General features: G+C 73.1%; 12 protein-coding genes and 1 riboswitch. Of the genes, 6 read left to right on the top strand and 6 right to left on the bottom strand.

The features are described 5' to 3' along the window. Positions 1 to 9 precede the first annotated feature (9 nt). The 4 genes from ACFVQ3_RS00365 to ACFVQ3_RS00380 all read left to right on the top strand — a co-directional run bounded on the left by ACFVQ3_RS00365 (position 10) and on the right by ACFVQ3_RS00380 (position 5,016). Positions 10 to 1,500 (top strand): aspartate aminotransferase family protein, encoded by a 1,491-nt coding sequence (locus ACFVQ3_RS00365; protein ID WP_387633771.1) that lies wholly within the window; start codon positions 10 to 12, stop codon positions 1,498 to 1,500. Next, positions 1,497 to 2,330 carry a nitrilase-related carbon-nitrogen hydrolase gene (locus ACFVQ3_RS00370; RefSeq protein ID WP_387633773.1) on the top strand — a complete coding sequence of 278 codons (834 nt, stop codon included), beginning with the start codon at positions 1,497 to 1,499 and terminating at the stop codon, positions 2,328 to 2,330. The genes ACFVQ3_RS00365 and ACFVQ3_RS00370 overlap by 4 nt, the downstream gene beginning before the upstream one ends. Before the next feature lie 81 nt (positions 2,331 to 2,411). Next, entirely contained in the window at positions 2,412 to 3,878 is a 1,467-nt protein-coding gene (gene hydA, locus ACFVQ3_RS00375) for a dihydropyrimidinase (protein WP_387633775.1), read from the top strand. 16 nt (positions 3,879 to 3,894) lie between these two features. Then, complete coding sequence (locus tag ACFVQ3_RS00380; protein WP_387633777.1) at positions 3,895 to 5,016, top strand: TIGR03842 family LLM class F420-dependent oxidoreductase; 1,122 nt, start codon at positions 3,895 to 3,897, stop codon at positions 5,014 to 5,016. A gap of 13 nt (positions 5,017 to 5,029) precedes the next feature. On the opposite strand, the gene efeB is transcribed toward ACFVQ3_RS00380, so the two are convergent. The 4 genes from efeB to ACFVQ3_RS00400 form a co-directional block, all read right to left on the bottom strand. Continuing rightward, positions 5,030 to 6,442, bottom strand: a complete 1,413-nt coding sequence (gene efeB / locus ACFVQ3_RS00385; protein WP_387633779.1) for an iron uptake transporter deferrochelatase/peroxidase subunit — start codon at positions 6,440 to 6,442, stop codon at positions 5,030 to 5,032. A gap of 13 nt (positions 6,443 to 6,455) precedes the next feature. Further along, positions 6,456 to 7,676: an iron uptake system protein EfeO gene (efeO, locus tag ACFVQ3_RS00390; protein ID WP_387633781.1), complete on the bottom strand. Its 1,221-nt coding sequence runs from the start codon at positions 7,674 to 7,676 to the stop codon at positions 6,456 to 6,458. Beyond that, complete coding sequence (efeU, locus tag ACFVQ3_RS00395; protein ID WP_387633783.1) at positions 7,673 to 8,548, bottom strand: iron uptake transporter permease EfeU; 876 nt, start codon at positions 8,546 to 8,548, stop codon at positions 7,673 to 7,675. Before efeU ends, efeO begins: the two co-directional genes overlap by 4 nt. Positions 8,549 to 8,827: 279 nt before the next feature. Next, the gene (locus tag ACFVQ3_RS00400) at positions 8,828 to 9,604 is read right to left on the bottom strand and encodes a methyltransferase domain-containing protein (protein WP_387633785.1); all 777 of its coding nucleotides are present in this window, start codon (positions 9,602 to 9,604) and stop codon (positions 8,828 to 8,830) included. A gap of 131 nt (positions 9,605 to 9,735) precedes the next feature. Beyond that, positions 9,736 to 9,801: riboswitch (guanidine-III (ykkC-III) riboswitch) on the top strand. A 13-nt stretch (positions 9,802 to 9,814) separates the two neighbouring features. On the opposite strand from ACFVQ3_RS00400, the gene ACFVQ3_RS00405 reads away from it, so the two are divergent. Next, positions 9,815 to 10,129: a DMT family transporter gene (locus ACFVQ3_RS00405; protein ID WP_387633787.1), complete on the top strand. Its 315-nt coding sequence runs from the start codon at positions 9,815 to 9,817 to the stop codon at positions 10,127 to 10,129. Between the two features lies 1 nt (position 10,130). Beyond that, positions 10,131 to 10,505 carry a DMT family transporter gene (locus tag ACFVQ3_RS00410; protein WP_387633789.1) on the top strand — a complete coding sequence of 125 codons (375 nt, stop codon included), beginning with the start codon at positions 10,131 to 10,133 and terminating at the stop codon, positions 10,503 to 10,505. A gap of 169 nt (positions 10,506 to 10,674) precedes the next feature. Here the strand turns inward: ACFVQ3_RS00410 and ACFVQ3_RS00415 are convergent, their stop codons facing one another. Both ACFVQ3_RS00415 and ACFVQ3_RS00420 read right to left on the bottom strand, forming a co-directional pair. After that, a complete protein-coding gene (locus ACFVQ3_RS00415) occupies positions 10,675 to 11,217 on the bottom strand; it encodes an NUDIX domain-containing protein (RefSeq protein ID WP_387633791.1) in 543 nt (180 codons plus the stop codon). 163 nt (positions 11,218 to 11,380) lie between these two features. Beyond that, on the bottom strand, positions 11,381 to 12,679 hold the full coding sequence (locus tag ACFVQ3_RS00420) for a benzoate/H(+) symporter BenE family transporter (protein ID WP_387633793.1): 1,299 nt from the start codon (positions 12,677 to 12,679) through the stop codon (positions 11,381 to 11,383). Positions 12,680 to 12,683: the final 4 nt, after the last annotated feature.

The raw sequence follows: 12,683 nt of genomic DNA on the forward strand, positions 1-12,683 counted from the left end.
GCGAGCCGGATGACGGACGCAGCGCAGGGCACGGGACGGGCCGGACGGGACGACGCCCATGTCTTCTACTCGTGGTCGGCGCAGGAGCTGATCCGTCCCGTGACGATCGCCGGCGGCGAAGGGGCCTGGTTCTGGGACGCGGACGGGCGCCGCTACCTCGACTTCGCCTCGCAGCTCATCAACCTCAACCTGGGGCACCAGCACCCCGCGCTCGTGGGCGCGATCCAGGCGCAGGCCGGACGCCTCGCGACCGTCGCGCCGTCGTTCGCGAACCCCGTGCGCAGCGAGCTCGCGCGCCTGATCGTCGAACGCGCGCCGGGCGGCGCCGACGGCGGGCTGAACCGTGTGTTCTTCACCAACGGTGGTGCCGACGCCGTCGAGAACGCCGTGCGCCTCGCCCGGCGCCACACGGGCCGCCAGAAGGTCCTGGCCGCCTACCGGTCCTACCACGGCAACACGGGCACGGCCGTGACGGCCACGGGCGACCCGCGTCGCTGGCCCAACGAGGTGGACCCGGGCGTCCGGCACTTCTTCGGGCCGTACACGTACCGGTCGTCGTTCGGGGCGGCGACCGATGCCGACGAGTGCGTCGCGGCGCTGCGCCACCTGCGCGAGGTCGTCGAGCTCGAAGGACCTGCGACGATCGCCGCGATCCTGCTCGAGACCGTGGTCGGGACCAACGGCGTGCTCGTGCCCCCCGACGGCTACCTCGCAGGTGTCCGCGAGCTGTGCGACGAGCACGGCATCCTGTACGTCGCGGACGAGGTCATGGTCGGCTTCGGCCGGGTGGGCGAGTGGTTCGCCGTGGACCACTGGGACGTCGTCCCGGACCTCGTGGTCTTCGCCAAGGGCGTCAACTCGGGCTACGTCCCGCTCGGCGGCGTCATCGTGTCCGAGCGCGTCGCCGCGAGCTTCGACCGCACGCCGTTCCCCGGCGGGCTCACCTACTCGGGCCACCCGCTCGCGTGCGCGCCCGGTGTCGCGAGCATCCACGTGATCGAGGAGCAGGGCATCCTCGACCGGGTACGGTCGCTCGGCGAGCGGGTCCTGGGCGAGCGGCTGCGCGACATGGCCGCGCGGCACCCCAGCGTGGGCGAGGTCCGCGGGCTCGGGTTCCTCTGGGCGATCGAGCTCGTCCGCGACCCCCTCACGCGCGAGCGCCTCGTGCCGTTCCAGGGCACGCCCGAGCAGAACGCCCCCATGGCCGAGGTCGTCGCCGCGGTGACCGCGGGCGGCGTCTGGCCCTTCCCGCAGGTCAACCGCCTGCACCTCGCCCCGCCGCTCGTCACGTCGGTCGAGGACCTCGAGCACGGCCTCGATGTCGTCGACGCGGCGCTCGACGTCGCCGACCGGTACGTCGACGCCCCGGCCCCGCGCGGACGCCGCCCCGTGCGACCGGTGCCGCCTGCACCGCCTGCACCGTCTGCGCCGAGGGCCGCGCACGACGGCCACCGTCCCCGGCCCGCCCCCGCCCCCGCCCCACCCGAGGAGAACCCATGATCGTGCGCGCCGCCCTCACCCAGGTCCGCTGGACCGGCGACCAGGAGTCCATGGTCGCGGCCCACGAGCGGTACACCCGCCAGGCCGCCGACCAGGGGGCCCAGGTCATCTGCTTCCAGGAGGTGTTCAACGCGCCCTACTTCCCGCAGGTCGAGGACGCCGCGTTCTACTCCTACGCCGAGTCCGTGCCGGGCCCGACGACCGAGCGCTTCGCGGCCCTCGCCAAGGAGCTGGGCATCGTGGTCGTCCTGCCCGTGTACGAGCTCGAGCAGCCCGGGATCCTCTACAACACCGCAGCCGTGATCGACGCCGACGGCCGCTACCTCGGCAAGTACCGCAAGACCCACATCCCGCACCTGCCCGGGTTCTGGGAGAAGTTCTACTTCCGCCCCGGCAACCTGGGCTACCCCGTCTTCGACACCGCGGTCGGGCGCATCGGGGTCTACATCTGCTACGACCGGCACTTCCCCGAGGGGTGGCGGGCCCTGGGCCTGGCCGGAGCGACCGTCGTGTTCAACCCGAGCGCCACGAGCCGTGGCCTGTCGAACTACCTGTGGCGGCTCGAGCAGCCCGCGGCGGCCGTGGCCAACGAGTACTACGTCGGGGCCATCAACCGCGTCGGTTTCGAGGAGCTCGGATCGAACGACTTCTACGGCACGAGCTACTTCGTGAACCCCGAAGGGGCGTTCGTGGGCGAGACGGCCGACGCCTACGACGAGGAGCTCGTGGTGCGCGACCTCGACCTCGACCTGCTCACGGAGGTCCGCAACCGGTGGCAGTTCTACCGCGACCGCCGCCCCGACGCGTACGGCCCGCTCACGGCGCCCTGACGGCGTCGTGGCCGGCCCACGTGCCCGCCCGGACCGCACGGCCAGCACCCGCACCGACCCACGAACGAGAGGACGCACACCATGGCACTGACCCTCATCACGGGTGGCACCGTCGTCGGGCCCACGGGGCGCTCGCGCGCCGACGTCCTGCTCGACGGCGAGCAGGTCGCCGCGCTGCTGCGCCCGGGCGACACGTCGCTCGGCGTGGACCTCGCCTCGGTCGCGCAGACCGTGATCGACGCGACCGGCAAGTACGTCATCCCGGGCGCGGTGGACCCGCACACCCACATGGAGCTCCCGTTCGGCGGCACGGCCGCGTCGGACACCTTCGAGACCGGGACGCGCGCCGCAGCCTGGGGAGGCACGACGACGATCGTCGACTTCGCGGTCCAGCGCACCGGCGAGCGGGTCCAGGACTCGCTCGCCGCCTGGTTCGCCAAGGCCGAGGGGAACTGCGCGATCGACTACGGCTTCCACCAGATCCTCGGCGGCGTCGACGACGACTCGCTCAAGGCCATGGACGAGCTCGTGGCCGAGGGCATCACGAGCTTCAAGCTCTTCATGGCCTACCCCGGGGTGTTCTACAGCGACGACGGGCAGATCCTGCGGGCCATGCAGAAGGCCGCGACCAACGGCTCGATGGTCATGATGCACGCCGAGAACGGCATCGCGATCGACGTCCTCGTGCGCCAGGCCATCGACCGCGGCGACACGGCCCCGTACTTCCACGGCACCACGCGCCCCTGGGAGACCGAGGAGGAGGCCACGCACCGCGCGATCATGCTCGCGCGCCTCGCGGGCGCCCCGCTCTACGTGGTGCACATGTCGGCCAAGCAGGCCGTCGCCACGCTCGCACGGGCCCGCGACGACGGCTGGAACGTGTTCGGCGAGACGTGCCCGCAGTACCTGTACCTCTCGCTCGAGGAACAGCTCGGGGCCCGGAGCGAGGAGTGGGGCGACTTCGAGGGCGCCAAGTGGGTCTGCTCGACGCCGCTGCGCGCACGGGCCGAGGGCCACCAGGACGAGCTGTGGCGCTACCTGCGCACGGGCGACCTGTCGGTCGTGAGCACCGACCACTGCCCGTTCTGCATGAAGGAGCAGAAGGAGCTCGGTCTCGGTGACTTCTCCAAGATCCCCAACGGGATCGGCGGCGTCGAGCACCGCCTCGACCTCGTCTACCAGGGCGTCGTCGACGGGAGGATCTCGCTCGAGCGCTGGGTCGAGCTGTGCTGCACGACGCCGGCGCGCATGTTCGGCCTCGGCGACCGCAAGGGCGTGCTCACCCCGGGGGCCGACGCCGACGTCGTGGTCTACGACCCCGCCGGGCACACCTCGATCGGGTACACCTCGGGCACGGACGCCGCGCACGAGAACCGCAGGACCCACCACATGAACATGGACCACTCCGCGTGGGAGGGCTTCGAGATCGACGGGCACGTCGACGTCGTGATCTCGCGCGGCACGGTCCTGGTCTCCGACGGCGAGTACCACGGCCACCCCGGGCACGGTCGGTACCTGCGCCGCAGCACCTCGGCGTACCTCCGATGACGGGCAGGAGCCAGCCATGACCGCGACCGGCACGGCCGAGCGCCTCGACCTGGGCGTCGTCCTGCAGACGAACCCGCCCGCGTGGCGCGTCGTCGACCTCGCACGACGCGCCGAGCTCCACGGCTTCAGCCACGTGTGGACCTTCGACTCGCACCTGCTGTGGCAGGAGCCGTACGTCATCCACTCCCAGATCCTGTCCGCGACCCACCGCGTGACCGTCGGGCCCATGGTCACCAACCCCGCGACGCGCGACGTGACCGTGACCGCGTCCACCTTCGCGACCCTCAACGAGATGTTCGGCAACCGCACGGTCTGCGGGATCGGCCGCGGGGACTCCGCCGTCCGGGTGACCAACGGCAGGCCCGTGACCCTCGCCGAGCTGCGGACGGCCGTCACGACCATCCGGGGGCTCGCAGGAGGGCAGGCGGTCGAGCACCACGGGTCGACGCTCCACCTGCCCTGGGCCCCCGACAGCCGCACCCCCGTGTGGGTCGCGGCCTACGGCCCGCGCGCGCTGGCGCTCGCGGGCGAGGTCGGGGACGGCTTCATCCTGCAGCTCGCCGACCCCGACATCGTTGCCTGGTCGATCGACGCGGTGCGCCGGGCCGCCGAGCGAGCGGGCCGCGACCCGGCCGAGGTGACCATCTGCGTGGCGGCACCCGCGTACGTGACGGACGAGGCGCCGTCGGGCGGGGACGGGCACGCGAACGGGGGCGGTCGGTCGCTCGCCCACGCCTACGACCAGTGCCGCTGGTTCGGCGGCATGGTCGGCAACCACGTCGCGGAGATCGTCGCGCGCTACGGGGCGGGGGAGGGCACGGGGACGGGCGTCGACGGCGACGGGCCGAGCATCCCGCGCGCCCTGACCGACTTCGTCGCGGGCCGCGTCGACTACGACTACAACGAGCACGGGCGCGCAGGGAACACCCACACCGCGTTCGTGAGCGACGAGATCCTGGACCGGTTCTGCCTGGTCGGGCCGCCCGCGCGGCACGTCGAGCGGCTGCTCGAGCTCAAGGCGCTCGGCGTCGACCAGTTCGCGCTCTACCTCCAGCACGACGCGAACGACGAGACGCTCCAGGCGTACGGCGAGCTGGTCCGCCCGGCCGTGCAGCAGGCGGGCCGGGTCAAGGACTGAGCAAGCGCACGGGTCAGGCGAACAGGTCCTGGCCCACGAACGCGCCGTCGTCGCCGCCCAGCGTCGCCCCGGCCGGGACGCCGCGCGGCACGGCCCAGATCCCCGAGCCCGTGTGCCGCAGGTACTCGCTCATGAGGTCGTGCTTGGCGAGCGCGTTCTGCATGGGCACGTACTGCGTGGCCGGGTCACGCACGTACGCGAGGAAGAACAGCCCCGCGTCGAGCCTGCCCAGCCCGTCCGACCCGTCGGTGTAGTTGTAGCCGCGGCGCAGCATGCGCGCCCCGCCGTTGCTCGTGGGGTGCGCGAGGCGCACGTGCGAGGCCGCGTCGATGAGCGGGGCGCCGCCGCGGCCCGTCGCCTCGAAGTCGGGCTCGGTCCGCTCCTCGCCACCGGACAGCGGGGCCCCCGAGCCCTTGGTGCGGCCCACGATGGTCTCCTGCTCGCGCAGGGGCGCACGGTCCCACGTCTCGATCGTCATGCGGATGCGGCGTGCGACCAGGTACGAGCCGCCTGCCAACCAGTCGGCCCCGTCGCCCGGCGCGACCCACACGTGCTCGTCGGTCGCCGCCGACTCCTCGGACGTGATGTTGGCGGTGCCGTCCTTGAACCCGAACAGGTTCCGGGGCGTGGGCTGGGCCGTGGTGGTCGACGACGTGCGCCCGTAGCCGAGCTGGCTCCAGCGCACCGACGCCGTCCCGAACGCGATGCGCGCGAGGTTGCGGATCGCGTGGACCGCAACCTGCGGGTCGTTCGCGCAGGCCTGGACGGCGAGGTCGCCGCCGCAGCGCGCGTCCTCGAGCATGTCGCCCGGGAAGTGCGGCAGGTTGGCGAGGAGGTCCGGCTTGCGGCCGTCGAGGCCGAACCGCGGCGAACCGTCCGCCGCCGTGAAGAACGACGGGCCGAACCCGAACGTGATCGTCAGGCCCGACGCGGGCAGGTCCTCGGCCTCGCCCGTGTCGTCCGGCGGGGCGTCGTACGGCCCGGACATGGGCCCGAACTCCCCGGCGGGCAGGCCCTGCGTCATGCGCGAGGCCGCGAGCGTCCACGCACGCAGCAGCACGACCACCTCGTCGCGGTCCTGGGTCGTGACGTCCCACGTCGCGAAGTGCAGGCTGTCCTGGACCGGGGTCGTGATCCCGGCCTGGTGCTCGCCCGTGAACGCGAACGCGCCGTCGCCCTCCGCAGGGCCCGCGCTCGGCGTCGCGGTACGGGCCGCGGCGGTCCCCGCGGCGAACCCGCCCGCGAGCCCCGCCCCGGCCAGCCCGACGCCGGCCATCCCCAGGAGGGCGCGCCGCGAGATGCGGCGTGCCTCCTGCGGTGGCTCGGTCGGTCCCGCGGGGTCTGCAGGACCGGTGGCCCCCCGCGGTCCGCCGGGGACCTCGGGGGCGGGCGATCCGGCGTCGGGCTGGTCGGGCGTGGTCGTCATGGTGCGTCGGTCCTCAGAGCACCACGGCGGCGGTGAGCTGCGAGAGCGGCTCGCTCAGCGAGTCGACGGCCTGCGAGAGCGCCTTGACCTGCTCGGGCGTGAGGTCGGTGTAGAGCACGAACCCGTCGCCCTGCTTCTGCTCGTCGAGCAGGCCCTGGAGCGTCGTGAAGCGCTCGTCGAGCGTCGCGGCGAGCTTCTCGTCCTTGGCCGCGACGACGTCGCGCAGGCCGTCGTAGGCGACCTTGGCGCCGTCGACGTTCGCCTGGAAGTCCCACAGGTCGGTGTGCGACCAGATCTCCTCCTCGCCCGTGACCTTGCCCGTCGCGACCTCGTCGAGCAGGCCCTTGGCGCCGTTGCCGATCGCGGGGGCGTCGATGCCCTCGGCGAAGGACGCCTCGTGCGTGCGGTCGAAGAGCTCCTGGGTGTCGGCGAGGAGCTGGTCGGCGTACTGCGTGCGCTGCTCGGGGGTCAGGGCCACGTAGGTCTCTCCGCCGTTGGCCTCGGGCGCCGGCTGCCACAGGTCCTTCTCGAGCAGGTGCCAGCCGGTCCACTCCTGGCCCTCTTCGAGGTCGGCCTCGCGCAGGTCCATCTTGGGGTCGAGGTCGCCGAACGACTCGGCCACGGGCTCGATGCGCTCCCAGTGGACGCGCACGGGTGCGTAGAGGGCCTTGGCGCCCTCGTCGTCGCCCGCCTTGTACGCGGCCACGAACTCCTGGGTTCCCGCGAGGAGCTGCTCGGTCTGGTCCTTGACGTACGCGACGTAGTTGGTCGAGGCCAGCGCGACCTGGTCGGCGACCGCGCCCGTGGGCTCGACGTCCTTGCCCGAGTCGGTCACGGTGAAGTCGGAGCGGATGCCGTCGCCGATCATGCCGGGCTTGCACGCGGTCACGTACTGCCCGGGCTTGGCCGTGAGCACGAGGTCGCGGCTGATGCCCGGGCCGATGTTCTCGACCTCGGACACGATCCGCAGGCCGTCCTCGGCGAGCAGGTAGAACTCGGTCACGTCGTCGCCCGTGTTGGTCACGGTGAAGACGATGTTGCCCGAGGGTGCCTCGGCGGCCGAGAGCGTGCACGCGTCGGCCGACGAGTCGACCGTGAGCTTCGCGGAACCGGCCGCGGAGCCGCTCGCGCCGGCGGGGGCAGGGTCGTTGGGCGTGCAGGCGGCCAGGACGGGGACGAGCAGTGCGGCAGCGAGCAGCGGCGCTGCGACGCGGGTGGCCCGTGAGCGGGTCATCGGTTTCCTCCGGGAGTCGTGACGGTGGTTGCCGGGGTGCTGGCCTGCGCGGGGGCACTGCTGCGAGGCGCGCTGAACCAGACGGTCCGGACGAAGAAGAACAGCGTGGGGACGAGGTAGAGCCACCAGGCGGCGAGCTCGAGCCAGGTGGTCGCGGGGGAGAAGTTGAAGACGCCCTTGAGGACCGTGCCGTACCAGCTCGACGGCGGGATCTGCGCGCTCACGTCGAACGCGAGGTTGTGCAGCCCGGGCAGGATGCCGGCCTCCTGGAGGTCGTGCACGCCGTAGGAGAGGACTCCCGCGGCCACCACGACGAGGAAGAGCCCGGTCCAGGCGAAGAAGACGCGCAGGTTGAGCCTGACGGCGCCCCGGTAGACGGCCCAGCCGAGCAGGACGGCCACGGCCAGCCCGAGCACGGCTCCGAGGAGGGGCCTGGTCGTGGTGCCCGTCGCCTGGGCGCCCGCCCACAGGAAGAGCGCGGTCTCGAGGCCCTCACGCCCGACGGCGAGCAGCGCCATGACGACGACGGCCCACCTCCCGGCGGCGACGGCGTCGTCGAGCTTGTGCTGCAGGTCGGTCTTGAGGTGGCGGGCGGTCTTGCCCATCCAGAAGATCATCCACGTGATGAGGCCGACGGCGACGATCGACAGCGTGCCGCCGATGGCTTCCTGGGCCTCGAACGTCAGGCCTTGCGGCCCGTACGTCAGGGCCGCGCCGAAGCCGATCGAGACGGCCACGGCGATGCCGACGCCGAGCCAGAGGAACGGGAGCAGGTCGCGCCGGCCGGTCTTGACCAGGTACGCGACGAGGATGCTGACGACGAGCGCGGCCTCGAGGCCTTCACGCAGGCCGATGAGGAAGTTGGCGAACACGGGAGTCCTTCGACGGTCGCGGGGCGGGGGAGCCCGGGAGCCGGAGGCCGGGGCGGCCGGTGGTCGCAGCGGTGGGGCCTCGTTGAACTGGGACTCGCGTCCTAGTTTGGTAAGGCTTGCCTTCCTCCGCGAGAACAGTACTCCTGTCGTCGGGGTGTGCGAACCCGCGCCCGCGTGACCCGCCCCACACGGGGCCGGTCGTCGGGCCCGTCGCGGGCGGGTGTGGGGCCGGCCCGTCGTCGGGTTCGGCCCCCCTGCTCCGCCCGTGGCTCTCGGCGGCTACGCCGGCGGCCGGTCGGCCACGACGACGAAGAGCGTCACCGACGCGAAGAACGGCTGCGTCGCGAGGTGCTCGGTCCACCGTGCCTCGGCGCGCTCGCGCAGGTAGCCCGCCTCGACGGCCCGGCGGGCGACCCGGGCCAGGCCCAGGACCTGGTCCGCCGCCCGGACGTCACGGAAGACCGCGGTCACGGGGACGACGCGCTCGACCATAAAGCCCGTGCGTTCGGCGAGCCCGGCGAGCCGGCGCCCGATCCTGCCGTTGCGGACGACCTGCTCGACGACGAAGCGCCCGTAGGCGTCGCTCGTCGCGGCGTCGGGGCCGTCGACGACGAGCGTGCCCCAGTCCGGCTCGGCGAGCACCGCACGCCCCCCTGGTCGCAGGACCCGGAACGTCTCCGCGAGGACGCGTCCCGGGTCGGCCACGTGCTGGAGCGCCCGGTCGGTGTGCGCGCGGTCGATGCTGCTGCCGGCGAGGTCGAGGTGGTGGACGTCCGCCTCCTCGACCCGGACGGTGGGCAGGTCGCGCACCAGCGCGCGGGCCCGGGTCACCGCCTCGGCGTCGTGGTCGAGGCCGAGGACGGTCCCGGACGGCCCGACCGCCCGGGCGTACGCCGGCAGGTCGGCGCCCGGGCCGCAGCCCAGGTCGAGCACGTCGAGGCCCTCGTGCAGGTCGAGCTCGGCCGTCGCGAGGGCCTTGTAGCCCCGGCCCAGGTCGGAGGCAGCGAGGCGCATCAGGTAGTCCTCGGGAGGAGCGGGCTCGAAGGATGCGGACATCCGACGATCCTGGCGGCGGAGCCCTGCGCACGGGTGAGGTCGGTAGGGAGCGACGGGGTGGATCGTGTGAAGCCCGTGGCGCAGGAGGGTCCATCCCTGGCCAAGATGACACGATGTCGGTACGCTGGTACCAAGTTCCTCCGACGAGGGACGCGCGGACGAGGGAGCAGTACCCGCACGGACAAGACTGACTCAGAGGGGTTACTTGTCATGGCTTGGGTTGTCCTCGTTCTCTCCGGGATGCTGGAGGCCGTCTGGGCGACGGCGCTGTCCGCATCCGAGAACTTCACGCGCAGACGGCCGACGGTCGTCTTCCTCGTCTCCCTGACGCTGAGCATGGTCGGCCTCGCCTGGGCCATGACCTCCCTGCCCACCGGCACCGCCTACGCGGTGTGGGTCGGCATCGGGGCCACGCTCACTGTGGTCTGGGGATTCTTCAACGGCTCCGAGACCTTCACCTGGCTGCGCGGGCTGCTCCTGGTCCTGCTCGTCGGGTCCGTGGTCGGCCTCAAGGTGGTGAGCTGACGTGCCGTGGATCGTCCTGCTCGTCAGCGCCGTCTTCGAGGCCGTCTGGGCCACGGCCCTCGGCAAGTCCGACGGGTTCTCCCAGCTCGTCCCGTCCATCGTGTTCTTCGTCGCGCTCGCGATCAGCATGGGCGGGCTCGGCTGGGCCGTCAAGCACATCCCGATCGGCACCGCGTACGCGGTGTGGGTCGGCATCGGTGCGGCCCTGACGGTGTCCTACGCGATCTTCACCGGTGACGAGTCCGCCTCGGTCGGCAAGGTCGTCTTCATCGCGGGCATCATCGCCGCGGTCGTGGGGCTCAAGCTCGTCCCGCACGGGCCCGCGAAGGGGTCCACGAAGGTCGAGAGGACCGCGACCGGCCGGTCGGACCGCTAGCAACCACGAACGCGTACGGCCCGTGACAACCCGCACAGCGGGGCGGTCGCGGGCCGTCCGTGCGTCCGCTCGGCGCGACGGGGCCCCGGTCGGGCAGCACCCCGCTCGGAGAACGCTCGACTCGTGCGACACCCTGCCGGGGCGACGCTATGCTCGGGCGACGCTCCGGTCAGAAGACCTCGGCGAAGCGGCCCACCAGCTCGGGCCACGCGTCCCGGAACGCCTCCAGCAGCGGGAGCGAGAGGACGTCACCGACCGCGACCCATGCGATCTCCAGGCTCTCGGCGTCGGTCGCGCGCGCTTCGAGGTGCGCGCCGGGCACGACCTCCGCGAGCACCGTCGTGTACCGCCAGGGCCCGTGGTCCAGGACCCGGTCTCCCACGATCGTCACGAGCGCGGGATCGACGCCCGCCTCCTCGTGAGCCTCGCGCAGCGCGCCCTGCTCGGGCGTCTCGTCGGGATGGATCGCGCCGCCGGGCACTCCCCAGGTGCCCCCCTGGTCGCTCCAGGGCGCACGGTGCTGGAGGAGGACGTGGCTCACGCGGCCGTCCTCGCCGCGCCGGGCGACGAGCAGCCCCGCGGCGCCCGCGAGACCCCAGTGCCGCCTGCCGCACGTGCACTCGACCCAGCCGTCGCCGGGCTGGAGGTGGCGTGGTGCGTGAGGGGTGTCGGCCGCGTCGCGGGGCGGCGTGGGCTCGGTCGGGATCGTCACGGTCCCACCCTGCCATCCGTCAGGGCGTGACGGACAGTGCACCACCCGGGTGACCACGTCGTGGACAGGCGCCCGCCCACCCGCGGCGCGTGGCGTCGTCGGGCAGGAGCGCCCGGCCCGACGGCGCCGCGCACCTCGGGAGCTCCGGAAGCCCCCGCAGCCCTCACGTCGCGCGCCGTCGCCGCCCCACCGTGAGGACCCCGTACGCCGCGAGCCCGACGACGACGCCCCAGAACGCCGAGCCGACGTGGGCGACCACGATCCCCGAGGTCGTGACGACGAGCGTGAGCACCGCCGCCTCGAGGGCCGCAGGAGAGGGGGCGGCGCCGGTCGACGCCGCCGGTGCGAACGTCCCCGCGAGGGCGCCCGTGAGCGCACCGACGAGCGCGACTCCCGCGACGGTCGTGACGAGGGCGCTCGGTACGGCGTGGAAGAGGCCGACCAGGCTCCCGGCGAACGTCCCGACGAGCAGGTACCCCGCGCCGCACGCGACCCCCGCGACGTAGCGACGCGTGCGGTCCTCGTGCGCCTCAGGGCCCGTGCAGATACCTGCGGTGATCGCGGCCAGGTTGATGCCGTGCGCGCCGAACGGTGCGAGGAAGGCCCAGGCCGCCGCGGTGCCGCCGACCAGCAGACGACTGTCCGGCCGGTAGCCGCTCGCGCGCAGCATCTCCAGCCCCGGCCCGTTCTGGGCGCTCAGCGTCACGAGCAGGAGCGGCACGGAGATCCCGACGACCGCGCCCAGGTCGAGCGTCGGGGTGGTCCACTCGGGCACGGCCAGGGCGAGCGCAGTCGTCGGACGCGACACGTCACCCGTGACGGCGGCCGCGACGACCCCGGAGAGCAGGGCCGCGAGGACCGCGTAGCGAGGAGCGAGGCGACGCACCACGACGAACGCGACCGCGACGCTCGCCCCGATCGCGGGCGAGCCGACCGCGCTGACGACAGCACCCAGGACGAACGGGAGGAGGACGCCCGCGAGCAGCGCCGAGAGGACCTGCGGCGGGACCGCCGCCAGGAGTCTGCCGAACACCCCGCTCGCACCGAGCGCGAGCGCCGCCACGGCCGCGACGAGATAGGCGCCCACCACGTCCGAGAAGGCGAAGTCGCCCAGCGTGCCGAGCAGAAGGGCAGCCCCCGGGGTCGACCAGGCCGTGATGACCGGCTGACGGGTCAGCAGGCTCAGCACCACGCCCGTCAGGCCGCTGCCGATCGAGACCGCCCACAGCCAGGACGTCGTCTGTGCGGTCGTGAGACCACCGTCGTGAGCGGCCTGCAGGATGATGAGCGACGGCCCGGCGAACGACACCATGACGGCGACCAGGCCCGCGACCACGGCCGACACCGACGAGGCGCGCACCAGACCGGGAGCCGGCACCGGGCCCGTGAGCAGATCGACGGTCCGGGCGGGGGAGGCCCTGGGGTCGCGGGCGGAGGGCGGCGAGGGAGCGCTGGACGTCACGGCC

The organism is Oerskovia sp. NPDC057915 (assembly GCF_042887685.1).
In the GTDB taxonomy this organism is placed as follows: Bacteria; Actinomycetota; Actinomycetes; order Actinomycetales; family Cellulomonadaceae; genus Oerskovia.

Excerpts from the sequence above, each read along its gene's own strand:
- ACFVQ3_RS00365 (WP_387633771.1), top strand. The coding sequence starts at position 10 with ATGACGGACGCAGCGCAGGGCACGGGACGGGCCGGACGGGACGACGCC.
- ACFVQ3_RS00370 (WP_387633773.1), top strand. The coding sequence starts at position 1,497 with ATGATCGTGCGCGCCGCCCTCACCCAGGTCCGCTGGACCGGCGACCAG.
- hydA (WP_387633775.1), top strand. The coding sequence starts at position 2,412 with ATGGCACTGACCCTCATCACGGGTGGCACCGTCGTCGGGCCCACGGGG.
- ACFVQ3_RS00380 (WP_387633777.1), top strand. The coding sequence starts at position 3,895 with ATGACCGCGACCGGCACGGCCGAGCGCCTCGACCTGGGCGTCGTCCTG.
- efeB (WP_387633779.1), bottom strand. The coding sequence starts at position 6,442 with ATGACGACCACGCCCGACCAGCCCGACGCCGGATCGCCCGCCCCCGAG.
- efeO (WP_387633781.1), bottom strand. The coding sequence starts at position 7,676 with ATGACCCGCTCACGGGCCACCCGCGTCGCAGCGCCGCTGCTCGCTGCC.
- ACFVQ3_RS00400 (WP_387633785.1), bottom strand. The coding sequence starts at position 9,604 with ATGTCCGCATCCTTCGAGCCCGCTCCTCCCGAGGACTACCTGATGCGC.
- ACFVQ3_RS00405 (WP_387633787.1), top strand. The coding sequence starts at position 9,815 with ATGGCTTGGGTTGTCCTCGTTCTCTCCGGGATGCTGGAGGCCGTCTGG.